Source organism: Bacillus sp. L_1B0_5, from assembly GCF_000836715.1.
In the GTDB taxonomy this organism is placed as follows: Bacteria; Bacillota; Bacilli; order Bacillales; family Bacillaceae_G; genus Bacillus_A; species Bacillus_A thuringiensis_S.
Genome location: NZ_JXIS01000077.1, coordinates 24,762 through 48,076 on the forward strand (window position 1 = coordinate 24,762; position 23,315 = coordinate 48,076).

Consider the following 23,315-nt stretch of genomic DNA (forward strand, 5'->3'; position numbering starts at 1 on the left):
TAGACTAAAAGGGAGGTAGGCCCCTTGATAGATGTAAATAACTTTGAATATATGAAGATTGGACTTGCTTCACCTGACAAGATTCGTTCTTGGTCATACGGTGAAGTTAAGAAACCAGAAACAATTAACTATCGTACGTTAAAGCCTGAAAAAGATGGCTTGTTCTGTGAGCGTATTTTCGGACCACAAAAGGACTGGGAATGTCATTGCGGAAAATACAAACGTGTACGTTATAAAGGTGTAGTTTGTGATCGATGTGGCGTTGAAGTAACGCGTGCAAAAGTACGTCGTGAACGTATGGGTCATATCGAATTAGCTGCTCCTGTATCTCATATTTGGTATTTCAAAGGTATCCCGAGCCGCATGGGACTTGTCTTAGACATGTCCCCTCGCGCGCTTGAAGAAGTAATTTATTTCGCTTCTTATGTTGTAACAGAAAGTGGAGATACACCACTTGATAAGAAGCAATTACTTTCTGAAAAAGAATACCGTGCATATCGTGATCGATATGGTAGCACATTCCAAGCTGCTATGGGTGCAGAAGCGATTAAAAAGCTACTACAAGACATTGATTTAGATAAAGAAGTAGACTTCTTAAAAGAAGAATTAAAAACAGCACAAGGACAACGCCGTACTCGTGCTATTAAACGTCTAGAAGTATTAGAAGCATTCCGTAACTCTGGAAATGAACCATCTTGGATGATCTTAGATGTTCTACCAGTTATCCCACCAGAACTACGCCCAATGGTACAGTTAGATGGTGGACGTTTTGCTACTTCTGACTTAAACGACTTATATCGTCGTGTAATTAACCGTAACAACCGTTTAAAACGTCTATTGGACCTAGGTGCTCCAAGCATCATCGTTCAAAACGAAAAACGTATGTTACAAGAAGCTGTAGACGCATTAATTGATAATGGTCGTCGTGGCCGTCCGGTTACTGGACCAGGTAACCGTCCATTAAAATCACTATCTCACATGCTTAAAGGTAAACAAGGACGTTTCCGTCAAAACTTATTAGGTAAACGTGTTGACTACTCTGGCCGTTCTGTAATCGTTGTAGGACCGAACTTAAAGATGTACCAATGTGGATTACCGAAAGAAATGGCGCTTGAACTGTTCAAACCTTTCGTTATGAAAGAGTTAGTTGGAAAAGGTTTAGCACACAACATTAAGAGTGCTAAACGTAAAATTGAGCGTGTACACCCTGAAGTTTGGGACGTTTTAGAATCTGTGATTAAAGAGCATCCAGTACTTCTAAACCGCGCACCAACACTTCACCGTCTTGGTATCCAGGCGTTTGAACCTACATTAGTAGAAGGTCGCGCAATTCGTCTTCACCCACTTGTATGTACTGCATACAATGCGGACTTTGACGGTGACCAAATGGCGGTTCACGTTCCGTTATCATCAGAGGCACAAGCAGAAGCTCGTATTCTTATGTTAGCGGCACAAAACATCTTGAATCCAAAAGACGGAAAACCAGTTGTTACTCCATCTCAGGATATGGTATTAGGTAACTACTACTTAACACTTGAGCGTGAAGGCGCAATCGGTGAAGGTATGGTCTTCAAAGATGCAAACGAAGCAATACTTGCATACCAAAATGGATATGTACATCTGCACACACGTGTTGCAGTTGCTGCAAGTTCAGTAAATAACGTAACATTTACTGAAGAGCAAAAAGGTAAGCTTCTATTAACAACAGTTGGTAAATTAATATTTAACGAAATCTTACCAGAGTCGTTCCCTTATATTAATGAACCGACAAACTCAAACCTTGAAAAAGAAACACCAGCGGAATATTTCGTTGAAAAAGGTGCGAACATTAAAGAAATTATTGCTAGTCGCGAAGAAGTGGCGCCATTTAGCAAGAAGATCCTTGGTAACATCATTGCGGAAGTATTCAAGCGTTTCCAAATTACGGAAACATCTCGCATGCTTGACCGTATGAAAAACTTAGGATTTAAGTACTCTACAAAAGCTGGTATTACAGTTGGGGTATCTGACATTCTTGTATTAGGTGAAAAAGATGAAATTCTCCATGAAGCACAAGCAAAAGTAGATAATGTAATTAAACAATTCCGTCGTGGTTTAATCACGGAAGAAGAACGTTACGATCGCGTTATCTCTATTTGGAGTAATGCAAAAGATGTTATCCAAGGAAAACTGATGAAATCCTTGAATAAACGCAACCCAATCTTCATGATGAGTGATTCCGGTGCCCGTGGTAACGCATCGAACTTTACTCAGCTTGCTGGTATGCGTGGTCTGATGGCCAATCCATCTGGTCGTATTATCGAACTTCCAATTAAATCAAGTTTCCGTGAAGGTTTAACAGTACTTGAGTACTTCATCTCTACGCATGGTGCGCGTAAAGGTCTTGCCGATACAGCACTTAAAACTGCCGATTCTGGTTACTTAACACGTCGTCTTGTAGACGTTGCACAAGATGTAATTGTCCGTGAAGATGATTGTGGAACAGATCGTGGTCTATTAATTGGTGCGATTAAAGAGGGTAATGAAGTAATTGAGTCATTATATGATCGTCTTGTTGGACGTTTTGCAAGAAAAACTGTAAAACATCCTGAAACAGGTGAAGTATTAGTTAGTGAAAACCAATTAATTACTGAAGATATCGCTCATATCGTTGAGAATTCGGGTGTTGAAACTGTAAACATTCGTTCAGCGTTCACGTGTAACACTCGCCATGGTGTATGTAAGAAGTGTTACGGCCGTAACTTAGCAACTGGTACAGACGTAGAAGTAGGAGAAGCGGTAGGTATTATCGCAGCTCAGTCTATCGGTGAGCCAGGTACACAGTTAACGATGCGTACGTTCCATACAGGTGGGGTTGCCGGAGATGATATTACTCAAGGTTTACCTCGTATCCAAGAGATCTTCGAAGCTCGTAATCCGAAAGGTCAGGCAGTTATCAGTGAAATCGACGGTGTTATCGCAGCGATCAACGATGTTAAAGATCGCCAAGAAGTAGTTGTACAGGGTGAAGTTGAAGCTCGTACGTATGCTATTCCTTACGGTGCTCGTCTGAAAGTAACGTTAGGACAGCCAATTAGCCACGGTAAAGAGTTAACAGAAGGTTCTATTGATCCGAAAGAATTACTAAAAGTAACGGACATTACAGCAGTGCAAGAATACTTATTACGTGAAGTTCAAAAAGTATACCGTATGCAAGGGGTAGAAATTGGTGACAAACACGTAGAGGTAATGGTACGTCAAATGCTACGTAAAGTTCGTGTAAGTGATGCAGGTGAAACAGACGTATTACCAGGAACATTACTAGATATCCATCAGTTTACTGATGCGAATGCGAAGGTGTTACTGAAAGGTAAACAACCAGCGACAGCTAGACCTGTTCTACTTGGTATTACAAAAGCTTCACTTGAAACTGATTCATTCTTATCTGCAGCATCATTCCAAGAAACAACTCGTGTCTTAACTGATGCAGCAATTAAAGGTAAACGTGATGAGCTTCTAGGATTGAAAGAGAACGTTATTATCGGTAAACTTGTTCCTGCTGGAACAGGTATGAATCGTTATCGCAAAGTGGATCTTGTAAAAACAACACAAGATAACATGAATGTAGAAAACGATGAAGTTTATGTGGAACAGTAAAATTTTCCGTCGTAAATTTTGTATAAAAACAGCTAATCCTAGTTGACATTGTATGAGTCAAAATGTTACTATAATCAAGGTTGCTCCTGAACGATGCTTTGGAGGATATTTATATGTCTTATCAAAAAGTGTCAAATGCTGAAAATGTAGTCGTTGGTCATAAACGCACATTGGAAGCAATCAAAAATGGTATAGTTAAAGAAGTTGTTATTGCAGAAGATGCTGATGTGCGGTTAACCCATGTTATCATTCGCACTGCTTTGCAACATAACATACCCATAACAAAAGTTGAATCAGTTCGTAAGCTTGGAAAAGTTTCGGGGATTCAAGTGGGAGCTTCAGCAATAGGAATAATAAGTTAAAACTGTTTTTGTGAGGAGAGAGCATTTGCTCTTCCTTGCAAAAACTTTGTTTTCAACTAATAATGAACCACCTGGATATGTGGTCATACAAACATGCGAAGGGAGGATAATCAAATGCCTACTATTAACCAATTAGTGAGAAATGGTCGTACTGATAAAGTATGGAAATCTAAATCACCTGCGTTAAACAAAGGTTTTAACTCTTTAAAGAAAAAATCAACTGATATCTCTGCACCTCAAAAACGTGGTGTATGTACTCGTGTTGGTACAATGACTCCAAAGAAACCTAACTCAGCGTTACGTAAATACGCTCGTGTACGTTTAACAAACGGTATTGAAGTTACAGCTTACATCCCAGGTATCGGTCATAACCTACAAGAGCATAGCGTAGTATTAATTCGCGGTGGTCGAGTAAAGGATTTACCAGGGGTACGTTACCACATCGTTCGTGGAGCGCTTGATACAGCTGGTGTTGACAAACGTATGCAAGGACGTTCTAAATATGGTACTAAGCGACCAAAACCTGCTAAAAAATAATAAACTTATAATGAAAGGAGGAACTCAATATGCCTCGTAAAGGACCTGTTGCGAAACGTGACGTGTTACCAGATCCAATGTACAATTCTAAGCTAGTAACACGCCTTATCAACAAAATGATGGTTGACGGTAAAAAAGGTAAATCTCAAACAATTCTTTATAACGCTTTCGATATCGTTCGTGAACGTTCAGATAAAGAACCAATGGAAGTATTCGAGCAAGCTCTTAAGAACATCATGCCTGTTCTTGAAGTACGCGCTCGTCGTGTTGGTGGTGCTAACTACCAAGTTCCAGTTGAGGTTCGTCCAGAACGCCGTACAACTTTAGGTCTTCGCTGGTTAGTAAACTATGCTCGTCTTCGTGGTGAAAAAACTATGGAAGAGCGTCTAGCTTACGAAATCTTAGATGCAGCTAATAACGCTGGTGCATCTGTTAAGAAACGTGAAGACACTCATAAAATGGCAGAAGCTAACAAAGCATTTGCTCATTACCGTTGGTAGGATTCAACGCAAAATAAATGTAAGCATAAACCGCTTTATTTGTCGCTTATGGAAGTGTGGAGAGGGAGAATGCCTCTCCCTTTCGTTGGGCGCTCGTTTTACATAATGAGGGTACTGGACACTGGCATATGTAACAATATAAAGTGGCTTTTTTGCTACTTAAAATAAAAATCCAATCCATATATGGAAGGAGCAAGACACCAAATGACAAGAGAGTTCTCTTTAGAAAACACTCGTAATATTGGTATCATGGCTCACATCGATGCTGGTAAAACAACAGCAACTGAGCGTATTCTGTATTACACAGGACGTATTCATAAAATCGGTGAAACTCATGAAGGTGCATCTCAGATGGACTGGATGGAGCAAGAGCAAGAGCGTGGTATCACAATTACTTCTGCTGCAACTACAGCTCAATGGAAAGGTCACCGTGTAAACATCATTGATACTCCAGGACACGTAGACTTCACAGTAGAAGTAGAACGTTCTTTACGCGTACTTGATGGTGCGGTAGCAGTACTTGATGCACAATCTGGTGTAGAACCACAAACAGAAACTGTTTGGCGTCAGGCTACTACTTACGGTGTACCTCGTATCGTATTCGTTAACAAAATGGATAAGATCGGTGCAGATTTCTTATACTCTGTAGGAACAATCCACGATCGTTTACAAGCAAACGCACATCCAATTCAGTTACCAATCGGTGCTGAAGACGAGTTCAATGGTATCATTGACCTTGTTGAAGAGTGTGCTTACATGTACGGTAACGATTTAGGAACAGACATCGAGCGTGTCGAAATTCCTGAAGAGCACAAAGAACTAGCTGAAGAATACCGTGGAAAGCTTATTGAAGCGGTAGCTGAGCTTGATGAAGAAATGATGATGAAGTACCTAGAAGGTGAAGAAATCACTGTAGAAGAGCTTAAAGCTGGTATCCGTAAGGCTACAACTTCTGTAGAATTCTTCCCAGTAATCTGTGGTTCTGCATTCAAAAACAAAGGTGTTCAAATTCTGTTAGACGCAGTTATCGACTACCTACCATCTCCATTAGATGTACCTGCTATTAAAGGTACTCTTCCGGATACAGATGAAGAAATCGAACGTAAGTCTAGCGATGAAGAACCATTCGCAGCTTTAGCATTCAAAATCATGACTGACCCTTATGTTGGTAAGTTAACGTTCTTCCGTGTGTACTCTGGTGTGTTAAACTCTGGATCATACGTGAAAAACTCAACTAAAGGTAAGCGTGAGCGTGTAGGACGTATCCTACAAATGCACGCTAACAGCCGTGAAGAGATTTCAACAGTTTACGCTGGTGATATCGCTGCTGCTGTAGGTTTAAAAGATACTACTACTGGTGATACTCTTTGTGACGAGAAGAGCCTTGTTATCCTTGAGTCTATGGAATTCCCAGAGCCAGTTATCTCTGTAGCTATCGAACCAAAATCTAAAGCTGACCAAGATAAAATGGGTACAGCATTATCTAAGCTTTCTGAAGAAGATCCAACATTCCGTGCTCACACTGACCAAGAAACTGGCCAAACTATCATCGCTGGTATGGGTGAACTTCACCTTGATATCATCGTTGACCGTATGCGCCGTGAATTCAAAGTTGAGGCAAACGTTGGTGCTCCTCAGGTAGCATACCGTGAAACTTTCCGCGCTGCTGCGAAAGTTGAAGGTAAGTTTGCTCGTCAATCTGGTGGACGTGGACAATTCGGTCACGTTTGGATTGAGTTTGCACCTAACGAAGAAGGTAAAGGATTTGAATTCGAAAACAAAATCGTCGGCGGTGTAGTTCCACGTGAATACATCCCAGCTGTTGGAGCGGGTCTTGAAGACTCACTTAAAAATGGTGTACTAGCTGGTTACCCACTAGTTGACATTAAAGCAGCATTAGTTGACGGTTCTTACCATGATGTCGATTCATCTGAGATGGCGTTCAAAATCGCTGCATCTATGGCACTTAAAGCTGCGGTTTCTAAATGTAACCCAGTAATTCTTGAGCCAATGATGAAAGTTGAAGTTGTAATTCCTGAAGAGTACATGGGAGACATCATGGGTGACGTAACATCTCGTCGTGGACGTGTAGAAGGTATGGAAGCTCGCGGTAACGCACAAGTTGTTCGCGCTATGGTTCCACTTTCTGAAATGTTCGGTTATGCGACAGCATTACGTTCTAACACTCAAGGCCGCGGAACATTCTCAATGACATTTGATCATTATGAAGAAGTACCGAAGTCTGTTTCAGAAGAAATTATTAAAAAAAATAAAGGCGAATAATTGATTTTTATCAATTGTTCGAGTATAACTACTTATGTAAGCTTAGAAAGTGGGACGTAAGTTTCGCTTTCTAGTCTAAATATAAAATAACCTATATAAACTAAGGAGGAATTTAGAATGGCTAAAGCTAAATTCGAACGTTCTAAACCCCATGTTAACATCGGTACAATCGGCCACGTTGACCATGGTAAAACTACATTAACTGCTGCGATCACTACAGTTCTTGCAAAAGCTGGTGGTGCTGAAGCACGCGGATACGATCAAATCGACGCTGCTCCAGAAGAAAGAGAGCGCGGAATCACAATCTCAACTGCACACGTTGAGTACGAAACTGAAACTCGTCACTATGCACACGTTGACTGCCCAGGTCACGCTGACTATGTTAAAAACATGATCACTGGTGCTGCTCAAATGGACGGCGGTATCTTAGTAGTATCTGCTGCTGATGGTCCAATGCCTCAAACACGTGAGCACATCCTTCTTTCTCGTCAAGTAGGTGTTCCTTACATCGTTGTATTCTTAAACAAATGCGACATGGTAGACGACGAAGAATTATTAGAATTAGTAGAAATGGAAGTTCGTGACCTATTATCTGAATACGGATTCCCAGGCGACGACATTCCTGTAATCAAAGGTTCTGCTCTTAAAGCTCTTCAAGGAGAAGCTGATTGGGAAGCAAAAATCATTGAATTAATGACTGAAGTTGATGCTTACATCCCAACTCCAGAACGTGAAACTGACAAACCATTCTTAATGCCTATCGAGGATGTATTCTCTATCACAGGTCGTGGTACAGTTGCAACTGGTCGTGTAGAGCGCGGAATCGTTAAAGTTGGTGACGTAGTAGAAATCATCGGTCTTGCTGAAGAGAATGCTTCTACAACTGTAACTGGTGTAGAAATGTTCCGTAAACTTCTTGACCAAGCTCAAGCTGGAGACAACATCGGTGCTCTTCTTCGTGGGGTTGCTCGTGAAGACATCCAACGTGGACAAGTTCTTGCTAAAACTGGCTCTGTAAAAGCACACGCTAAATTCAAAGCTGAAGTTTTCGTATTATCTAAAGAAGAAGGTGGACGTCACACTCCATTCTTCGCTAACTACCGTCCTCAGTTCTACTTCCGTACAACTGACGTAACTGGTATCATCCAATTACCAGAAGGTACTGAAATGGTAATGCCTGGTGACAACATCGAAATGACTATCGAACTTATCGCTCCAATCGCTATCGAAGAGGGAACTAAATTCTCTATTCGTGAAGGTGGACGTACAGTAGGTTACGGTGTAGTTGCTACTATCGTTGAGTAATCTTAACTGATATAAAAACCCCCCAAGGGATTTTCCCTTGGGGGGTTTTCTGTGTGTTCGTATAATGAATAAGAGGATATCTTTATGTTTTGACGAGTTTCTTCTATAGTATATAAAAACATTAAAACAAAACCCAAAAACTGTAAAACGAATTCTAGTAGATGAAAACTTGAAATTCTTTAAAGTGCCATGTATAATAGCAAAAGTAGAGAAAAGCAGATGCAAACAAAAAGATGCTTGCATCTAGACGAATAACATTGTATAATAGACAATGTTGGTCTTTGACTGCGATGAAGTGGAAGGTTGCTGACACACCCGGCCGCTTTGCCATGGCATGGTGTGGGGAAATTTCCATGGAGAAGGTCTATTTTAGAAATAGGCGAACGAAGGAGGGAAAATAATGGCAAAAGAAAAAATTCGTATCCGTTTAAAAGCTTATGATCACCGTATTCTTGATCAATCAGCTGAGAAAATTGTAGAAACAGCTAAGCGTTCTGGGGCAACAGTTTCTGGTCCGATCCCATTACCAACTGAGAAGACTATTTACACAATTCTTCGTGCTGTTCATAAGTACAAAGATTCTCGTGAGCAATTCGAAATGCGCACACACAAACGTTTAATCGATATCGTGAGTCCTACTCCACAAACAGTAGATTCATTAATGCGTTTAGACTTACCGTCTGGTGTAGATATCGAAATCAAACTATAAATTATATAACTTAAAAATGTAGGAGGTGTAACTCATGACCAAAGGAATCTTAGGAAGAAAGATCGGTATGACTCAAGTATTTGCTGAGAACGGTGAGTTAATCCCAGTAACAGTTATCGCTGCTAATCCAAACGTTGTTCTTCAAAAGAAAACAACTGAAACTGATGGCTACAATGCAATCCAGTTAGGATTTGAAGACAAACGTGAAAAGTTAACTAACAAACCTGAACAAGGCCACACTGCTAAAGCATCTACAACTCCTAAGCGCTTCATTCGCGAAATCCGCGATGCAGACGTGGACGGATTAGAGGTTGGTCAAGAGGTAAAAGTTGAAGTTTTCGCTGCAGGTGAAATCGTTGACGTAACAGGAATTTCTAAAGGTAAAGGTTTCCAAGGTGTTATCAAACGCCACGGACAATCTCGCGGACCTATGTCTCATGGTTCTCGCTATCACCGTCGTCCAGGTTCAATGGGCCCAGTTGCTCCGAACCGTGTATTCAAAGGCAAAAAACTTGCTGGACGTATGGGTGGAGACCAAGTTACTATCCAAAACTTAGAAATCGTTCAAGTTGACACTGAGCGCAACTTATTACTAGTAAAAGGTAACGTTCCAGGTGCTAAGAAATCTCTTGTAGTTGTTCAAGGCGCTGTGAAGGTTAGCAAATAATTCACAATAGGAAGGAGGAATTCCAATGCCAAAAGTTACTGTATATAACCAAACTGGTTCACAGGTTGGTGAAATCGAATTAGCTGAAGCTATTTTCGGTATCGAACCAAATGAAGCTGTACTTTTCGAAGCTGTAATGATGCAACGTGCATCTTTACGTCAAGGTACACACAAAGTAAAAACTCGTTCTGAAGTTCGTGGTGGTGGTCGTAAACCATGGCGTCAAAAAGGAACTGGACGTGCTCGTCAAGGGTCTATCCGCTCTCCTCAATGGCGTGGTGGTGGTACGGTATTCGGACCTACACCAAGAAGCTATGCGTACAAACTTCCTAAGAAGGTTCGTCGTTTAGCAATTAAATCTGCATTAGCTACTAAAGTAGTTGAGAACAACATTGTAGTTCTTGAAGACCTAGTGTTAAATGCACCAAAAACAAAAGACATGCTAGCAGTACTTAAAGGATTAACTGTTGAGAAGAAAGCTCTTATCGTAACTGCTGATGCAAACGAATCTGTAGAGTTATCTGCTCGCAATATCCCTGGAGTAACAGTAATCACTGCTGAAGGCGTAAACGTTTTAGACGTACTTCATCATGATAAGCTAATCATGACAAAAGCGGCAGTGGAAAAAGTAGAGGAGGTGCTTGCATAATGAGAGATCCTCGTGATATCATTAAGCGCCCAGTTATCACTGAACGTTCTATGGAAATGATGGCTGAAAAAAAATATACGTTCGACGTGGACGTTAAATCTAATAAAACAGAGGTTAAAGACGCTATCGAAGCGATCTTTGGTGTTAATGTAGACAAAGTAAACATCATGAACTACAAGCCGAAAGCAAAACGTGTTGGTCGTCACGCTGGTTTTACTAGCCGTCGTCGTAAAGCAATCGTTAAGCTAACTGCTGACAGCAAAGAAATCGAAATCTTCCAAGGCGTTTAATTCTTACTAAAGAAGGAGGGAAATTGAGATGGGAATTAAAAAGTATAATCCAACTACTAACGGTCGTCGTAACATGACTACGAATGATTTCGCTGAAATCACGACTGACAGACCGGAAAAGTCTTTACTTGCTCCTTTAAGCAAAAAGGCTGGTCGTAATAACCAAGGTAAAATTACTGTACGTCATCAAGGTGGCGGACATAAGCGTCAATACCGTATCATCGACTTTAAGCGTAACAAAGATGGAATTCCAGGACGCGTTGCTACGATCGAATATGATCCAAACCGCTCTGCGAATATCGCATTAATTAACTACGTTGACGGTGAAAAACGTTACATTCTTGCTCCTAAATCTTTAGAAGTAGGTATGGAAGTTATGTCTGGCCCAGAAGCTGACATCAAAATCGGTAACGCATTACCATTAATCAACATTCCAGTAGGTACTGTTGTTCATAACATCGAGCTTAAGCCTGGTCGTGGCGGACAATTAGTTCGTTCTGCTGGTACATCTGCTCAAGTACTTGGTAAAGAAGGTAAATACGTACTTGTACGTTTAACTTCTGGTGAAGTACGTCTTGTATTATCTGCTTGTCGCGCTTCAATCGGTCAAGTAGGTAACGAACAACATGAACTTATCAAAATCGGTAAAGCAGGTCGCTCTCGCTGGTTAGGTAAACGCCCAACAGTTCGTGGTTCTGTAATGAACCCAGTTGATCACCCACACGGTGGTGGTGAAGGTCGTTCTCCAATCGGACGTAAGTCTCCAATGTCTCCATGGGGTAAACCAACTCTTGGATTCAAGACTCGTAAGAAAAACAAAGCGTCTGACAAATTTATCGTTCGTCGTCGTAAAAAATAATGGGATTGTAGTACGGTTCATTTCTAGAACCGTACGCCAATCACGAAGGGAGGCACCAAAATGGCTCGTAGCTTAAAAAAAGGACCATTTGTCGATGATCACTTAATGAGCAAAATGGAAAAATTAGTTGCATCTGAGCAAAAACAAGTTGTTAAAACTTGGTCTCGCCGTTCAACAATCTTCCCTCAGTTCATCGGACACACAATCGCTGTATATGATGGTCGTAAACACGTACCTGTGTACATCACTGAGGATATGGTTGGCCATAAGTTAGGTGAATTCGCACCAACTCGTACGTATAAAGGTCACCTTGCTGACGATAAGAAAACTAGAAGATAATGAGAGGAGGCACTTCAATGCAAGCTAAAGCAGTAGCGAGAACAGTTCGTATTGCTCCTCGTAAAGTTCGTTTAGTAGTAGACTTAATCCGAGGTAAGCAAGTGGGTGAAGCGATTGCTATCCTTAACCACACACCAAAAACTGCTTCTCCAGTTGTAGAAAAAGTTTTAAAATCTGCAATCGCAAATGCAGAGCACAATTATGAGATGGACATTAACAACCTAGTTGTTGAAAAAGTTTTCGTTGACGAAGGTCCAACGTTGAAACGTTTCCGTCCACGTGCAATGGGTCGTGCAAGCCAAATTAACAAACGCACAAGCCACATCACAGTTGTGGTATCAGAAAAGAAGGAGGGATAATCGATGGGTCAAAAGGTTAATCCAATTGGTCTTCGTGTCGGTGTTATCCGTGACTGGGAATCTCGTTGGTTCGCTGAGAAAGATTACGCTACATTATTACATGAAGACATCAAAATCCGTGAGTACATTAATGTACGCTTAAAAGATTCTGCTGTTGCTAAAGTAGAAATCGAACGTGCAGCAAATCGTGTAAATGTTACAATTCACACAGCAAAACCTGGTATGGTAATTGGTAAAGGTGGTACTGAAGTTGAAGCACTTCGTAAAGCTCTTAACCAATTAACAGGCAAGCGTGTACACATCAACATTTTAGAAGTTAAGAGAGCTGATCTTAACGCTAAATTAGTAGGCGAAAACATCGCTCGTCAATTAGAAAACCGTGTATCATTCCGTCGTGCACAAAAGCAAGTTATTCAACGTGCTATGCGTGCAGGTGCTAAAGGTATTAAAACACAGGTTTCTGGTCGTCTTGGCGGAGCTGATATCGCTCGTGCAGAATCTTACAGTGAAGGAACTGTTCCACTTCATACACTTCGCGCTGATATTGACTATGCAGCAGTTGAAGCTGATACAACATACGGTAAATTAGGTGTAAAAGTATGGATCTACCGTGGAGAAGTCCTTCCTACAAAAAAGAAAGCTTCTGAGGAAGGAGGAAAATAATATGTTAATGCCAAAACGCGTAAAATATCGTAGAGAGCATCGTGGTAAAATGCGTGGTCGTGCTAAAGGTGGAACTGAAATTGCTTTCGGTGAATTCGGTTTACAAGCACAAGCTGCTTCATGGATTACAAACCGTCAAATCGAAGCTGCTCGTCGTGCAATGACTCGTTACATGAAACGTGGCGGTAAAGTATGGATTAAAATTTTCCCTTCTAAACCTTACACTGCAAAACCTCTAGAAGTACGTATGGGTTCCGGTAAAGGGGCACCAGAAGGCTGGGTAGCAGTAGTAAAACCTGGGAAAATTATGTTCGAAATCGCGGGTGTATCTGAAGAGGTAGCACGCGAAGCATTACGTCTTGCAGCTCATAAGTTACCTGTGAAATGTAAATTCGTAAAACGTGAAGAAAATGGTGGTGAATCTAATGAAAACTAATGATATTCGTGAATTAACCACTGCCGAAATCGAAACAAAAGTTAAAGCTTTAAAGGAAGAGTTGTTTAATCTTCGCTTCCAACTTGCTACAGGACAATTAGAGAATCCAACTCGCATTCGTGAAGTGCGTAAAGCAATTGCTCGTATGAAAACTGTAGTTCGTGAAAGAGAGATCGGAATTAATCGATAAATTGAGGGGAGGTTTGCATAGTGAGCGAACGTAACCAACGCAAAGTTTATACTGGTCGTGTAGTGTCTGACAAAATGGACAAAACGATTACAGTTTTAGTTGAAACTTACAAAACTCATTCCTTGTACGGAAAACGTGTTAAGTATTCTAAGAAGTACAAAGCCCATGATGAGCAAAACCAAGCGAAACTTGGCGATATCGTTAAAATCATGGAAACTCGCCCGCTTTCTGCTACTAAGCGTTTCCGTTTAGTTGAAATCGTTGAAGAAGCGGTTATTATCTAAATAGATGAATCGGAATTTTTAGTCCGAAGGGAGGTTTCATAACATGATCCAACAAGAATCTCGTTTGAAAGTTGCTGACAACTCTGGTGCACGTGAACTTTTAACAATTAAAGTATTAGGCGGCTCTGGTCGTAAATATGCTAACATTGGTGACATTATCGTTGCTACGGTAAAACAAGCAACACCAGGTGGCGTTGTTAAAAAAGGTGACGTTGTTAAAGCAGTAGTAGTACGTACGAAGAGCGGAGCTCGTCGTCCGGACGGTTCTTACATCAAATTTGATGAAAACGCAGCGGTTATCATTAAAGACGATAAGAGCCCACGTGGTACTCGTATCTTCGGACCAGTAGCTCGTGAATTACGTGATAGCAACTTCATGAAGATCGTTTCTTTAGCTCCAGAAGTTCTATAATTTAAGGTATTGCCTTGCTAAGGAGGTGCAGAATTAAGATGCATGTAAAAAAAGGTGATAAAGTACAGGTAATCACTGGTAAAGACAAAGGAAAACAAGGCGTTATCCTTGTGGCTTTCCCAAAGCAAAACCGTGTTATCGTTGAGGGTGTCAATATCGTTAAGAAGCACTCTAAGCCATCTCAATTAAATCCACAAGGTGGAATTATTACTAAAGAAGCACCTATTCACGTTTCTAACGTTATGATTTTAGATCCGAAAACAGGTGAACCTACTCGTGTAGGCTTCAAAGTAGAAGATGGTAAAAAAGTTCGTATTGCAAAAAAATCTGGTGAATTATTAGATAAATAATTTTCTTAAGAAAGGAGGTCACTTCATTGAATCGCCTTAAAGAGAAGTTCCAAAAGGAAATTACTCCTGCTCTAGTGAGCAAGTTTAACTATAAATCTGTGATGGAAGTACCGAAAATCGAAAAGATCGTAATCAACACTGGTGTTGGTGACGCGGTATCTAACTCAAAAGCTTTAGACAATGCAGTAGAAGAATTAACACAAATCGCAGGTCAAAAACCTGTTGTAACTCGTGCTAAAAAATCAATCGCTGGTTTCCGTCTTCGTGAAGGTATGCCAATCGGTGCGAAAGTAACTTTACGCGGCGAGCAAATGTATGAGTTCTTCGACAAATTAGTATCGGTTTCTTTACCACGTGTACGTGATTTCCGTGGTGTTTCTAAGAAATCATTCGATGGTCGTGGGAACTACACATTAGGTGTTAAAGAGCAACTTATCTTCCCTGAGATTGATTATGATAAAGTAAGCAAAGTCCGCGGTATGGACATCGTAATCGTTACTACAGCGAAAACTGATGAAGAAGCTCGTGAACTTTTAACACAATTCGGTATGCCATTCCAAAAATAATGGAAGCCAACGCTAAGTAGAGGAGGCGAAAACGTGGCTAAAAAATCTATGATAGCGAAACAAAAGCGTACTCCTAAGTTTAAAGTACAAGAGTATACACGTTGCGAACGCTGCGGTCGTCCGCATTCTGTATACCGCAAATTTAAACTTTGCCGTATTTGTTTCCGTGAACTTGCATATAAAGGTCAAATTCCTGGTGTTAAAAAAGCTAGTTGGTAAAACCCACAAATGGGAAGGAGGTAAAACACATGGTGATGACAGATCCAATTGCAGACATGCTTACTCGCATCCGTAATGCGAACATGGTACGTCATGAGAAATTAGAGGTTCCTGCTTCTAAAATCAAAAAAGAGATCGCTGAACTTTTAAAACGTGAAGGTTTCATTCGTGATGTAGAATACATCGAGGATAACAAACAAGGTATCCTTCGTATTTTCCTGAAATATGGTGCAAACAATGAACGTGTAATCACTGGATTAAAACGTATCAGTAAACCTGGCTTACGCGTTTACGCTAAAGCTGACGAAGTACCACGTGTACTTAACGGATTAGGTATCGCTCTTGTTTCTACATCTAAGGGAGTAATGACAGACAAAGACGCTCGTCAATTACAAACTGGTGGAGAAGTAGTAGCATACGTTTGGTAATATATATTTAAAACGAACGGAGGTGTGACCACATGTCTCGTATTGGTAAAAAGATTCTTGAAATCCCTGCAGGTGTTACTATTACAATTGCAGAAGACAATACTGTAACAGTAAAAGGCCCTAAAGGTGAATTAACTCGTAAATTCAATGCTGATATGTCTATCAAAATTGAAGAAAATACACTAACAGTTGAGCGTCCATCTGAACAGAAGGAACACCGTGCATTACACGGTACAACTCGTGCTTTAATCGGAAACATGGTTGAAGGTGTAACTGCAGGTTTCGCACGCGGACTTGAATTAGTCGGTGTTGGTTACCGTGCTCAAAAACAAGGAGATAAACTTGTTTTAAGCGTAGGTTATTCTCATCCAGTAGAAATGACTCCGGAAGCAGGTCTTGAAGTTGAAGTACCTGCACCAACTAAAATCGTAATTAAAGGTATCGACAAGCAACGTGTTGGCGAATTTGCTGCTAACATCCGTGCTGTACGTGCTCCTGAGCCTTATAAAGGTAAAGGTATTCGTTACGAAGGCGAAGTTGTTCGTCGTAAAGAAGGTAAAACTGCTAAGTAAACCCGTTAGGTGAGAGAAAGGAGTGACAAGAATGATCACTAAAGCTGATAAAAATGCGACTCGTAAGAAAAGACATGCACGTGTACGTGCTAAACTTACTGGTACTGCAGAGCGTCCACGTTTAAACGTGTTCCGTTCTAACCAACATATTTACGCTCAAGTTATTGATGATGTGAATGGTGTAACGTTAGTAAGTGCATCTACTCTTGATAAAGACCTTGCTCTTAACGGTACTAGCAATACTGAAGCTGCTACGAAAGTTGGAGAATCAGTTGCTAAGCGTGCTGTAGAGAAAGGCGTTAAAGAAGTAGTATTTGATCGCGGTGGTTACTTATACCATGGCCGTGTTAAAGCTCTAGCTGAAGCTGCTCGTGAGGCTGGATTACAATTTTAATGGTCAAAGGAGGGAAAATTGATGCATCGCATTGACCCAAGTAAATTAGAACTTGAAGAACGTGTAGTTACGATAAATCGTGTCGCGAAAGTTGTTAAGGGTGGTCGTCGTTTCCGCTTTGCTGCACTAGTTGTAGTTGGCGATAAAAACGGTCATGTTGGATTCGGTACTGGTAAAGCACAAGAGGTACCAGACGCAATCCGCAAAGCTATCGAAGACGCTAAGAAAAACTTAATCGCTGTACCATTAGTTGGTACAACAATTCCACACACAATCAACGGTCACTTTGGAGCTGGTGAAGTATTCTTAAAACCTGCTGCTGAAGGTACTGGTGTTATTGCTGGTGGACCTGTTCGTGCGGTACTTGAATTAGCTGGTGTACAAGATATTCTTTCGAAATCTCTTGGTTCTAACACACCAATCAACATGATTCGCGCTACTGTGAACGGATTAAGCGAACTTAAGCGCGCTGAAGATGTTGCAAAATTACGCGGTAAATCTGTAGAAGAGCTACTAGGTTAAGGAGGGAAAACAAATGGCGAAAAAGTTAGAAATTACCCTCACTCGTAGTGTAATTGGTCGTCCACAAGATCAACGTGCGACGGTAGAAGCTTTAGGTCTTAAAAAGTTGAATTCAACTGTAGTTAAGGAAGAAACTCCTGCTATTCTTGGTATGATCAACAAAGTTTCTCACCTTTTAACTGTAAAAGAAGCTTAAGGATAACTCATTAATATAAGGAGGTGCCTGGGAATGAAACTTCATGAATTAAAACCTGCAGAAGGTTCTCGTAAAGTACGTAACCGTGTCGGTCGTGGTATCGGTTCTGGTAACGGTAAAACTGCTGGTAAAGGTCATAAAGGACAAAACGCACGTTCTGGTGGCGGTGTTCGTCTTGGCTTCGAAGGTGGTCAAACTCCATTATTCCGTCGTTTACCAAAACGCGGCTTCACAAACATTAACCGTAAAGAGTTTACTATTGTAAACTTATCAACGTTAAATCGTTTTGAAGATGGTACAGAAGTAACACCTGAATTATTGCTGGAAACTGGCGTTATCAGCAAGTTAAACGACGGTGTTAAAATTCTTGCAAGCGGAGCAGTAGAGAAAAAACTAACTGTTAAAGCGCACAAGTTCTCTTCAAGTGCTAAAGAAGCAATTGAAGCAGCTGGCGGATCAGTTGAGGTGATCTAATGTTTCGTACAATCTCCAACTTTATGCGCGTTGCTGAGATAAGACGTAAAATATTATTCACTTTAGCGATGTTAATCGTATTCAGGATTGGCACGTTTATCCCAGTGCCATTTACAAATGGAGACGTACTGAAAGCACAAGACCAATTAAATGCTTTAGGTATTCTAAATACATTTGGCGGTGGCGCCTTGAAAAACTTCTCCATCTTTGCGATGGGAATCATGCCGTATATTACAGCATCCATCATCGTGCAATTATTGCAGATGGATGTTGTTCCTAAATTTTCGGAATGGTCGAAGCAAGGTGAAATGGGCCGTCGTAAACTAACGCAATTCACGCGTTACTTTACAATTGTTCTTGCGTTTATTCAGGGGTTTGGTATGTCAATCGGTTTTAACGGTATGGTAGGTGGGCAATTAATTTTGAATCCTGGTTGGAGCACTTATTTATACATTGCTACGGTACTGACTGCTGGTACTGCATTTTTAATGTGGTTAGGTGAACAGATTACAGCTAAAGGTGTAGGTAATGGTATTTCCATCCTTATCTTTGGCGGTATTGCCGCAGCGATCCCAAGTGTTATATCTCAAGTGTATCAACAACAGTTTCAAAATATCGGAGATCAATTGTTCATGAGTATCGTTAAAGTTGCATTGATTTTACTAGCTGTGCTAGCAGTTATTGTTGGTGTTATTTTCATTCAACAAGCTGTTAGAAAGATCCCAATTCAATACGCGAAGCGTGTAACAGGAGGGAATGGGAATCATGCTGGAGCACAAAACACACATTTACCGCTTAAGGTAAATAGTGCGGGTGTTATTCCAGTCATTTTTGCTGTTTCATTCTTAATTACGCCTCCAACTATTGCACAGTTCTTCCCGAAACATGATGTATCGCAGTGGATTATTGCAAACTTTAACTATTCTCACCCAGTGGGAATGATCATATATGTTGCGCTCATTGTAGCCTTCACATATTTCTATGCATTTGTTCAGGTTAATCCAGAGCAAATGTCAGAGAATTTAAACAAGCAAGGTGGATATGTTCCAGGTATTCGTCCGGGTAAGAATACGGAACAATATCTAACAAAAATCTTGTATCGTTTGACCTTTGTAGGATCAATTTTCCTAGCAGCGATTGCAATCTTACCAGTTATCTTTACGAAATTGGGAAATCTTCCTCCATCTGCACAGATTGGTGGAACGAGTATGTTAATCGTTGTCGGCGTTGCTTTAGAAACAATGAAGCAGCTAGAAAGCCAACTGGTAAAACGCCATTACAAAGGGTTTATCAAGCAGTGAGTAAGTGGGAAGAACTATCTTCCCTACATGCTCATGTACTGAGGGGGAACAAGGATGAACTTAATTTTAATGGGGCTTCCTGGTGCTGGTAAAGGTACACAAGCCGAACAGATTGTAGCCAAGTATAACATCCCTCACATTTCAACAGGAGATATGTTCCGTGCAGCTATGAAGGCTGAAACTGAAATGGGTCTACAAGCAAAATCTTTTATTGATAAAGGTGCACTTGTTCCAGATGAAGTTACAATCGGAATTGTTCGTGAACGTTTAAGTCAAGAAGACTGCGTAAGAGGTTTCTTGCTAGACGGTTTCCCACGAACTGTTGCACAAGCATCAGCTCTTGAAGAGATTATGAAAGATCTTGGCAAAAAAATCGACTATGTTTTAAACATTAATGTGGATTCAGGGTTGTTATTAAAACGCCTTACAGGCCGTCGCATTTGTAAAGAGTGCGGTGCGACTTACCACTTAGAATTCAATCCACCAGCAAAAGCTGATGTGTGCGATAAATGTGGTGGCGAATTATACCAACGCTCTGATGACAATGAAGAAACTGTAGCAAATCGTTTAGATGTAAATATTAAGCAAACAAAACCTTTGCTTGATTTCTACGATGAGCTTGGTTACTTGCAAAGCATTAATGGTGAGCAAGATATCAATAAAGTATTTGCTGATATCGATGTTCTCATCGGAGACTTAGCGTAATGATCATCTGCAAAACTCCTCGCGAGATAGAAATCATGCGAGAAGCTGGCAGAATCGTTGCTTTAACTCATCAAGAGTTGAAACAGCACATTACTCCAGGAATTACAACGAAAGAGCTCGATCAAATAGCGGAAAAGACGATTCAAAAATATGGTGCTACGCCATCTTTTAAAGGATACAACGGATTTCCGGGGAGCATATGTGCTTCTGTAAATGAAGAGCTTGTACACGGAATTCCAGGGAAGCGTAAGCTCAAAGAGGGCGATATCATCAGTATCGATATTGGTGCGAAATACAATGGGTACCATGGAGATTCTGCATGGACGTATCCAGTTGGAAACATTTCTGAATCTGTTCAAAAGCTACTTGATGTCACAGAAAAATCGTTGTATCTTGGTCTAGAACAAGTAAAACCAGGCGAAAGATTATCAAATATCTCACATGCGGTTCAAACCCATGCTGAAGAGAATGGGTTATCGATCGTTAGGGAGTATGTTGGTCACGGAATCGGGCAAGACTTACATGAGGACCCTCAAATCCCGCACTATGGTCCACCAAATAGAGGCCCTAGATTAAAGCCGGGAATGGTCATCTGTGTTGAGCCGATGGTGAATCAAGGAAGACGATATGTAAAAACACTATCTGATGACTGGACAGTGGTAACGGTAGATGGTAAATGGTGTGCCCATTTTGAGCACACGATTGCTCTTACAGAAGCAGGATACGAAATCCTTACCACTTTATAAGTAGCTGGCTCTCCGGGATTTCAGAGCAGTGTAAAATGTTACTGATTTGAAGAAGGGAGAACTATTGAATGGCTAAAGATGATGTAATTGAAGTCGAAGGTACCGTTCTTGAAACGTTGCCAAATGCTATGTTCAAAGTAGAATTAGAGAATGGGCATGTCGTATTGGCTCACGTTTCTGGTAAAATCCGTATGAACTTCATTCGTATTTTACCAGGAGACAAAGTTACGGTAGAATTATCTCCGTACGATTTAAATCGTGGTCGTATTACGTACCGTTTTAAATAATATAGCACTCCGTAATCTTTAAGGAGGTTCGAGACATGAAAGTAAGACCGTCAGTTAAACCAATCTGCGAAAAATGTAAAGTTATTCGTAGACGTGGAAAAGTAATGGTTATTTGTGAAAACCCTAAACATAAACAAAAACAAGGTTAATCAGAAGGAGGTGCATTCAGAATGGCACGTATCGCAGGTGTAGATATTCCTCGAGACAAACGCGTTGTTATTTCTTTAACTTACGTATTCGGCATTGGTCGCACAACTGCTGAAAAAATTCTTACTGAAGCTGGTATTTCTTCAGAAACACGAGTTCGTGATTTAACGGAAGACGAATTAGGACGTATCCGTGATGTTATCGATCGTATTAAAGTTGAGGGAGACCTTCGTCGTGAAGTATCTCTTAACATTAAACGTCTAATGGAGATCGGTTCTTACCGTGGTCTTCGTCACCGTCGTGGTTTACCAGTTCGTGGTCAAAATTCTAAAAACAATGCTCGTACACGTAAAGGTCCACGTCGTACAGTAGCAAATAAAAAGAAATAATAAGTAAAGGAGGTTGAACTAACAATGGCACGTAAAACAAACACTCGTAAAAAACGTGTGAAAAAGAATATCGAAGCTGGTATAGCTCATATTCGTTCTACTTTCAACAACACAATCGTAACACTTACAGATACTCACGGTAACGCACTTTCTTGGTCTAGTGCTGGTGCACTTGGTTTCCGTGGATCTCGTAAATCTACTCCATTCGCTGCGCAAATGGCTGCTGAAGCTGCTGCTAAAGTTGCAATGGAGCACGGTTTAAAAACTTTAGAGGTTACTGTTAAAGGTCCTGGTGCTGGTCGTGAAGCTGCAATTCGTGCTCTTCAAGCTGCAGGTCTAGAAGTAACAGCAATTAGAGATGTTACTCCAGTTCCTCATAATGGATGTCGTCCGCCAAAACGTCGTCGTGTGTAATTTTTCTGTATAGAATTTTCCCTTTTGTCTATAATGGATATGATGCATTATCGAGAAATTTCGTACAGAAACATCGCTTGTTGTGCACAATCGGGAACTGCCTAAGGGGGACTTTCGGTTAGACAGGGGTTATACCTTTGTTTAACCGGGGTTTCGACGTTTTGAAGGAGGGTTTAGTTAATGATTGAAATCGAAAAGCCGAAAATCGAAACGGTTGAACTTAACGAAGATGCTAAATATGGTAAATTCGTAATTGAACCGCTTGAGCGTGGATATGGTACTACTTTGGGTAACTCCTTACGTCGTATTCTTTTATCCTCACTCCCTGGTGCCGCTGTTACTGCTATCCAAATCGATGGCGTATTGCATGAATTTTCAACAGTTGAGGGCGTAGTAGAAGACGTTACGACGATCATCTTAAACTTGAAAAAGTTAGCTCTTAAAATCTACTCTGAAGAAGAGAAGACGTTGGAAATTGATGTACAGGGCGAAGGTATTGTCACAGCTGCTGATATTACTCACGATAGTGATGTAGAAATCTTAAATCCAGATTTACACATTGCAACGTTAGCAAAAAATGCGCATTTCCGCATGCGTTTAACTGCAAAGCGTGGCCGTGGGTATACGCCAGCTGATGCAAATAAAAGCGAAGATCAACCAATAGGAGTAATTCCTATTGATTCTATTTATACTCCAGTATCACGTGTAACTTACCAAGTGGAAAAGACACGTGTCGGACAAGTGGCTAATTATGATAAGCTTACGCTTGATGTATGGACGGATGGAAGCATCGGGCCAAAAGAAGCTATCTCTTTAGGTGCCAAAATCTTAACTGAGCATTTAAATATCTTTGTTGGTTTAACTGATGAAGCACAAAATGCTGAGATTATGGTCGAGAAGGAAGAAGATCAAAAAGAGAAAGTTCTTGAGATGACTATCGAAGAACTAGATCTTTCTGTTCGTTCTTATAATTGCCTAAAACGTGCAGGAATTAATACTGTACAAGAGCTTGCGAACAAAACAGAAGAAGATATGATGAAAGTTCGTAACTTAGGACGTAAATCCTTAGAAGAAGTTAAACATAAACTTGAGGAATTAGGTTTAGGTTTACGTAAAGACGACTGA

35 protein-coding genes are annotated in these 23,315 nt (G+C 40.7%); all 35 read left to right on the plus strand.

Annotated features, from left to right (window positions below; genetic code table 11):
- Positions 1-24: 24 nt before the first annotated feature.
- The gene (gene rpoC, locus RT27_RS22700) at positions 25-3,636 is read left to right on the plus strand and encodes a DNA-directed RNA polymerase subunit beta' (RefSeq protein WP_016084024.1); all 3,612 of its coding nucleotides are present in this window, start codon (positions 25-27) and stop codon (positions 3,634-3,636) included.
- A 113-nt stretch (positions 3,637-3,749) separates the two neighbouring features.
- On the plus strand, positions 3,750-3,998 hold the full coding sequence (locus RT27_RS22705; protein ID WP_000121833.1) for a 50S ribosomal protein L7ae-like protein: 249 nt from the start codon (positions 3,750-3,752) through the stop codon (positions 3,996-3,998).
- A 114-nt stretch (positions 3,999-4,112) separates the two neighbouring features.
- Positions 4,113-4,535 (plus strand): 30S ribosomal protein S12, encoded by a 423-nt coding sequence (rpsL, locus tag RT27_RS22710; RefSeq protein WP_001142341.1) that lies wholly within the window; start codon positions 4,113-4,115, stop codon positions 4,533-4,535.
- A 29-nt stretch (positions 4,536-4,564) separates the two neighbouring features.
- Entirely contained in the window at positions 4,565-5,035 is a 471-nt protein-coding gene (rpsG, locus tag RT27_RS22715) for a 30S ribosomal protein S7 (protein WP_001137492.1), read from the plus strand.
- 204 nt (positions 5,036-5,239) lie between these two features.
- On the plus strand, positions 5,240-7,318 hold the full coding sequence (gene fusA / locus RT27_RS22720) for an elongation factor G (RefSeq protein WP_000196383.1): 2,079 nt from the start codon (positions 5,240-5,242) through the stop codon (positions 7,316-7,318).
- Positions 7,319-7,435: 117 nt separating this feature from the next.
- Entirely contained in the window at positions 7,436-8,623 is a 1,188-nt protein-coding gene (tuf, locus tag RT27_RS22725; protein WP_001029617.1) for an elongation factor Tu, read from the plus strand.
- A 400-nt stretch (positions 8,624-9,023) separates the two neighbouring features.
- Positions 9,024-9,332: a 30S ribosomal protein S10 gene (gene rpsJ / locus RT27_RS22730; protein WP_001040595.1), complete on the plus strand. Its 309-nt coding sequence runs from the start codon at positions 9,024-9,026 to the stop codon at positions 9,330-9,332.
- 34 nt (positions 9,333-9,366) lie between these two features.
- Positions 9,367-9,999, plus strand: coding sequence for a 50S ribosomal protein L3 (gene rplC / locus RT27_RS22735; protein WP_000160209.1), 633 nt, complete (start codon positions 9,367-9,369; stop codon positions 9,997-9,999).
- Between the two features lie 25 nt (positions 10,000-10,024).
- The gene (gene rplD, locus RT27_RS22740) at positions 10,025-10,648 is read left to right on the plus strand and encodes a 50S ribosomal protein L4 (RefSeq protein WP_016084023.1); all 624 of its coding nucleotides are present in this window, start codon (positions 10,025-10,027) and stop codon (positions 10,646-10,648) included.
- Positions 10,648-10,938: a 50S ribosomal protein L23 gene (rplW, locus tag RT27_RS22745; RefSeq protein WP_001205557.1), complete on the plus strand. Its 291-nt coding sequence runs from the start codon at positions 10,648-10,650 to the stop codon at positions 10,936-10,938. Before rplD ends, rplW begins: the two co-directional genes overlap by 1 nt.
- Positions 10,939-10,966: 28 nt before the next feature.
- Positions 10,967-11,797, plus strand: coding sequence for a 50S ribosomal protein L2 (gene rplB / locus RT27_RS22750; RefSeq protein WP_000511583.1), 831 nt, complete (start codon positions 10,967-10,969; stop codon positions 11,795-11,797).
- 60 nt (positions 11,798-11,857) lie between these two features.
- Entirely contained in the window at positions 11,858-12,136 is a 279-nt protein-coding gene (rpsS, locus tag RT27_RS22755) for a 30S ribosomal protein S19 (protein ID WP_000124454.1), read from the plus strand.
- A gap of 17 nt (positions 12,137-12,153) precedes the next feature.
- Positions 12,154-12,495 (plus strand): 50S ribosomal protein L22, encoded by a 342-nt coding sequence (rplV, locus tag RT27_RS22760; protein ID WP_001148024.1) that lies wholly within the window; start codon positions 12,154-12,156, stop codon positions 12,493-12,495.
- A gap of 3 nt (positions 12,496-12,498) precedes the next feature.
- Positions 12,499-13,158: a 30S ribosomal protein S3 gene (rpsC, locus tag RT27_RS22765; protein WP_000529956.1), complete on the plus strand. Its 660-nt coding sequence runs from the start codon at positions 12,499-12,501 to the stop codon at positions 13,156-13,158.
- Between the two features lies 1 nt (position 13,159).
- Positions 13,160-13,594, plus strand: a complete 435-nt coding sequence (gene rplP / locus RT27_RS22770; RefSeq protein ID WP_000928969.1) for a 50S ribosomal protein L16 — start codon at positions 13,160-13,162, stop codon at positions 13,592-13,594.
- Positions 13,584-13,784 carry a 50S ribosomal protein L29 gene (rpmC, locus tag RT27_RS22775; protein WP_000855718.1) on the plus strand — a complete coding sequence of 67 codons (201 nt, stop codon included), beginning with the start codon at positions 13,584-13,586 and terminating at the stop codon, positions 13,782-13,784. The genes rplP and rpmC overlap by 11 nt, the downstream gene beginning before the upstream one ends.
- 20 nt (positions 13,785-13,804) lie before the next feature.
- Entirely contained in the window at positions 13,805-14,068 is a 264-nt protein-coding gene (gene rpsQ / locus RT27_RS22780; protein WP_000004106.1) for a 30S ribosomal protein S17, read from the plus strand.
- Positions 14,069-14,111: 43 nt separating this feature from the next.
- Entirely contained in the window at positions 14,112-14,480 is a 369-nt protein-coding gene (rplN, locus tag RT27_RS22785; protein ID WP_000615912.1) for a 50S ribosomal protein L14, read from the plus strand.
- 38 nt (positions 14,481-14,518) lie between these two features.
- Positions 14,519-14,830, plus strand: coding sequence for a 50S ribosomal protein L24 (gene rplX / locus RT27_RS22790; protein ID WP_000558200.1), 312 nt, complete (start codon positions 14,519-14,521; stop codon positions 14,828-14,830).
- 26 nt (positions 14,831-14,856) lie between these two features.
- Positions 14,857-15,396 (plus strand): 50S ribosomal protein L5, encoded by a 540-nt coding sequence (gene rplE, locus RT27_RS22795; RefSeq protein ID WP_001080829.1) that lies wholly within the window; start codon positions 14,857-14,859, stop codon positions 15,394-15,396.
- Positions 15,397-15,429: 33 nt separating this feature from the next.
- The gene (rpsN, locus tag RT27_RS22800) at positions 15,430-15,615 is read left to right on the plus strand and encodes a 30S ribosomal protein S14 (protein WP_001085700.1); all 186 of its coding nucleotides are present in this window, start codon (positions 15,430-15,432) and stop codon (positions 15,613-15,615) included.
- A 29-nt stretch (positions 15,616-15,644) separates the two neighbouring features.
- On the plus strand, positions 15,645-16,043 hold the full coding sequence (rpsH, locus tag RT27_RS22805) for a 30S ribosomal protein S8 (RefSeq protein WP_000245511.1): 399 nt from the start codon (positions 15,645-15,647) through the stop codon (positions 16,041-16,043).
- 32 nt (positions 16,044-16,075) lie between these two features.
- A complete protein-coding gene (gene rplF / locus RT27_RS22810) occupies positions 16,076-16,615 on the plus strand; it encodes a 50S ribosomal protein L6 (protein ID WP_000086551.1) in 540 nt (179 codons plus the stop codon).
- Between the two features lie 31 nt (positions 16,616-16,646).
- Positions 16,647-17,009: a 50S ribosomal protein L18 gene (gene rplR / locus RT27_RS22815; RefSeq protein ID WP_000628818.1), complete on the plus strand. Its 363-nt coding sequence runs from the start codon at positions 16,647-16,649 to the stop codon at positions 17,007-17,009.
- Positions 17,010-17,030: 21 nt separating this feature from the next.
- Positions 17,031-17,531 carry a 30S ribosomal protein S5 gene (gene rpsE / locus RT27_RS22820; protein ID WP_000554646.1) on the plus strand — a complete coding sequence of 167 codons (501 nt, stop codon included), beginning with the start codon at positions 17,031-17,033 and terminating at the stop codon, positions 17,529-17,531.
- A gap of 13 nt (positions 17,532-17,544) precedes the next feature.
- Complete coding sequence (gene rpmD, locus RT27_RS22825) at positions 17,545-17,727, plus strand: 50S ribosomal protein L30 (RefSeq protein WP_001085233.1); 183 nt, start codon at positions 17,545-17,547, stop codon at positions 17,725-17,727.
- A gap of 33 nt (positions 17,728-17,760) precedes the next feature.
- On the plus strand, positions 17,761-18,201 hold the full coding sequence (gene rplO, locus RT27_RS22830; protein ID WP_000766083.1) for a 50S ribosomal protein L15: 441 nt from the start codon (positions 17,761-17,763) through the stop codon (positions 18,199-18,201).
- The gene (gene secY / locus RT27_RS22835; RefSeq protein WP_000490118.1) at positions 18,201-19,502 is read left to right on the plus strand and encodes a preprotein translocase subunit SecY; all 1,302 of its coding nucleotides are present in this window, start codon (positions 18,201-18,203) and stop codon (positions 19,500-19,502) included. Before rplO ends, secY begins: the two co-directional genes overlap by 1 nt.
- Before the next feature lie 54 nt (positions 19,503-19,556).
- Positions 19,557-20,207, plus strand: coding sequence for an adenylate kinase (locus RT27_RS22840; protein ID WP_016084022.1), 651 nt, complete (start codon positions 19,557-19,559; stop codon positions 20,205-20,207).
- The gene (gene map / locus RT27_RS22845) at positions 20,207-20,953 is read left to right on the plus strand and encodes a type I methionyl aminopeptidase (protein WP_016084021.1); all 747 of its coding nucleotides are present in this window, start codon (positions 20,207-20,209) and stop codon (positions 20,951-20,953) included. Before RT27_RS22840 ends, map begins: the two co-directional genes overlap by 1 nt.
- 68 nt (positions 20,954-21,021) lie before the next feature.
- Complete coding sequence (infA, locus tag RT27_RS22850) at positions 21,022-21,240, plus strand: translation initiation factor IF-1 (RefSeq protein ID WP_001029884.1); 219 nt, start codon at positions 21,022-21,024, stop codon at positions 21,238-21,240.
- Between the two features lie 35 nt (positions 21,241-21,275).
- Entirely contained in the window at positions 21,276-21,389 is a 114-nt protein-coding gene (rpmJ, locus tag RT27_RS22855; RefSeq protein ID WP_000868344.1) for a 50S ribosomal protein L36, read from the plus strand.
- Positions 21,390-21,410: 21 nt separating this feature from the next.
- Positions 21,411-21,776: a 30S ribosomal protein S13 gene (gene rpsM, locus RT27_RS22860; RefSeq protein WP_000090792.1), complete on the plus strand. Its 366-nt coding sequence runs from the start codon at positions 21,411-21,413 to the stop codon at positions 21,774-21,776.
- A gap of 24 nt (positions 21,777-21,800) precedes the next feature.
- Complete coding sequence (gene rpsK, locus RT27_RS22865) at positions 21,801-22,190, plus strand: 30S ribosomal protein S11 (protein ID WP_000101797.1); 390 nt, start codon at positions 21,801-21,803, stop codon at positions 22,188-22,190.
- Positions 22,191-22,370: 180 nt separating this feature from the next.
- Complete coding sequence (locus tag RT27_RS22870; protein ID WP_000569644.1) at positions 22,371-23,315, plus strand: DNA-directed RNA polymerase subunit alpha; 945 nt, start codon at positions 22,371-22,373, stop codon at positions 23,313-23,315.

What these genes read in the sequence shown, in the direction of transcription:
- rpmD (WP_001085233.1), top strand. Translation starts at nt 17,545, where the DNA reads ATGGCGAAAAAGTTAGAAATTACCCTCACTCGTAGTGTAATTGGTCGT.
- rplF (WP_000086551.1), top strand. Translation starts at nt 16,076, where the DNA reads ATGTCTCGTATTGGTAAAAAGATTCTTGAAATCCCTGCAGGTGTTACT.
- tuf (WP_001029617.1), top strand. Translation starts at nt 7,436, where the DNA reads ATGGCTAAAGCTAAATTCGAACGTTCTAAACCCCATGTTAACATCGGT.
- rpsE (WP_000554646.1), top strand. Translation starts at nt 17,031, where the DNA reads ATGCATCGCATTGACCCAAGTAAATTAGAACTTGAAGAACGTGTAGTT.
- rpsL (WP_001142341.1), top strand. Translation starts at nt 4,113, where the DNA reads ATGCCTACTATTAACCAATTAGTGAGAAATGGTCGTACTGATAAAGTA.
- rpmC (WP_000855718.1), top strand. Translation starts at nt 13,584, where the DNA reads ATGAAAACTAATGATATTCGTGAATTAACCACTGCCGAAATCGAAACA.
- rpmJ (WP_000868344.1), top strand. Translation starts at nt 21,276, where the DNA reads ATGAAAGTAAGACCGTCAGTTAAACCAATCTGCGAAAAATGTAAAGTT.
- rplX (WP_000558200.1), top strand. Translation starts at nt 14,519, where the DNA reads ATGCATGTAAAAAAAGGTGATAAAGTACAGGTAATCACTGGTAAAGAC.
- secY (WP_000490118.1), top strand. Translation starts at nt 18,201, where the DNA reads ATGTTTCGTACAATCTCCAACTTTATGCGCGTTGCTGAGATAAGACGT.
- infA (WP_001029884.1), top strand. Translation starts at nt 21,022, where the DNA reads ATGGCTAAAGATGATGTAATTGAAGTCGAAGGTACCGTTCTTGAAACG.
- RT27_RS22705 (WP_000121833.1), top strand. Translation starts at nt 3,750, where the DNA reads ATGTCTTATCAAAAAGTGTCAAATGCTGAAAATGTAGTCGTTGGTCAT.
- RT27_RS22870 (WP_000569644.1), top strand. Translation starts at nt 22,371, where the DNA reads ATGATTGAAATCGAAAAGCCGAAAATCGAAACGGTTGAACTTAACGAA.
- rplC (WP_000160209.1), top strand. Translation starts at nt 9,367, where the DNA reads ATGACCAAAGGAATCTTAGGAAGAAAGATCGGTATGACTCAAGTATTT.
- rpsH (WP_000245511.1), top strand. Translation starts at nt 15,645, where the DNA reads ATGGTGATGACAGATCCAATTGCAGACATGCTTACTCGCATCCGTAAT.
- rplN (WP_000615912.1), top strand. Translation starts at nt 14,112, where the DNA reads ATGATCCAACAAGAATCTCGTTTGAAAGTTGCTGACAACTCTGGTGCA.
- rplV (WP_001148024.1), top strand. Translation starts at nt 12,154, where the DNA reads ATGCAAGCTAAAGCAGTAGCGAGAACAGTTCGTATTGCTCCTCGTAAA.
- RT27_RS22840 (WP_016084022.1), top strand. Translation starts at nt 19,557, where the DNA reads ATGAACTTAATTTTAATGGGGCTTCCTGGTGCTGGTAAAGGTACACAA.
- fusA (WP_000196383.1), top strand. Translation starts at nt 5,240, where the DNA reads ATGACAAGAGAGTTCTCTTTAGAAAACACTCGTAATATTGGTATCATG.
- rpsG (WP_001137492.1), top strand. Translation starts at nt 4,565, where the DNA reads ATGCCTCGTAAAGGACCTGTTGCGAAACGTGACGTGTTACCAGATCCA.
- rpsJ (WP_001040595.1), top strand. Translation starts at nt 9,024, where the DNA reads ATGGCAAAAGAAAAAATTCGTATCCGTTTAAAAGCTTATGATCACCGT.
- rplW (WP_001205557.1), top strand. Translation starts at nt 10,648, where the DNA reads ATGAGAGATCCTCGTGATATCATTAAGCGCCCAGTTATCACTGAACGT.
- rplP (WP_000928969.1), top strand. Translation starts at nt 13,160, where the DNA reads ATGTTAATGCCAAAACGCGTAAAATATCGTAGAGAGCATCGTGGTAAA.
- rpsM (WP_000090792.1), top strand. Translation starts at nt 21,411, where the DNA reads ATGGCACGTATCGCAGGTGTAGATATTCCTCGAGACAAACGCGTTGTT.
- rplB (WP_000511583.1), top strand. Translation starts at nt 10,967, where the DNA reads ATGGGAATTAAAAAGTATAATCCAACTACTAACGGTCGTCGTAACATG.
- rplD (WP_016084023.1), top strand. Translation starts at nt 10,025, where the DNA reads ATGCCAAAAGTTACTGTATATAACCAAACTGGTTCACAGGTTGGTGAA.
- map (WP_016084021.1), top strand. Translation starts at nt 20,207, where the DNA reads ATGATCATCTGCAAAACTCCTCGCGAGATAGAAATCATGCGAGAAGCT.
- rpsK (WP_000101797.1), top strand. Translation starts at nt 21,801, where the DNA reads ATGGCACGTAAAACAAACACTCGTAAAAAACGTGTGAAAAAGAATATC.
- rplO (WP_000766083.1), top strand. Translation starts at nt 17,761, where the DNA reads ATGAAACTTCATGAATTAAAACCTGCAGAAGGTTCTCGTAAAGTACGT.
- rpsC (WP_000529956.1), top strand. Translation starts at nt 12,499, where the DNA reads ATGGGTCAAAAGGTTAATCCAATTGGTCTTCGTGTCGGTGTTATCCGT.
- rplR (WP_000628818.1), top strand. Translation starts at nt 16,647, where the DNA reads ATGATCACTAAAGCTGATAAAAATGCGACTCGTAAGAAAAGACATGCA.
- rpsS (WP_000124454.1), top strand. Translation starts at nt 11,858, where the DNA reads ATGGCTCGTAGCTTAAAAAAAGGACCATTTGTCGATGATCACTTAATG.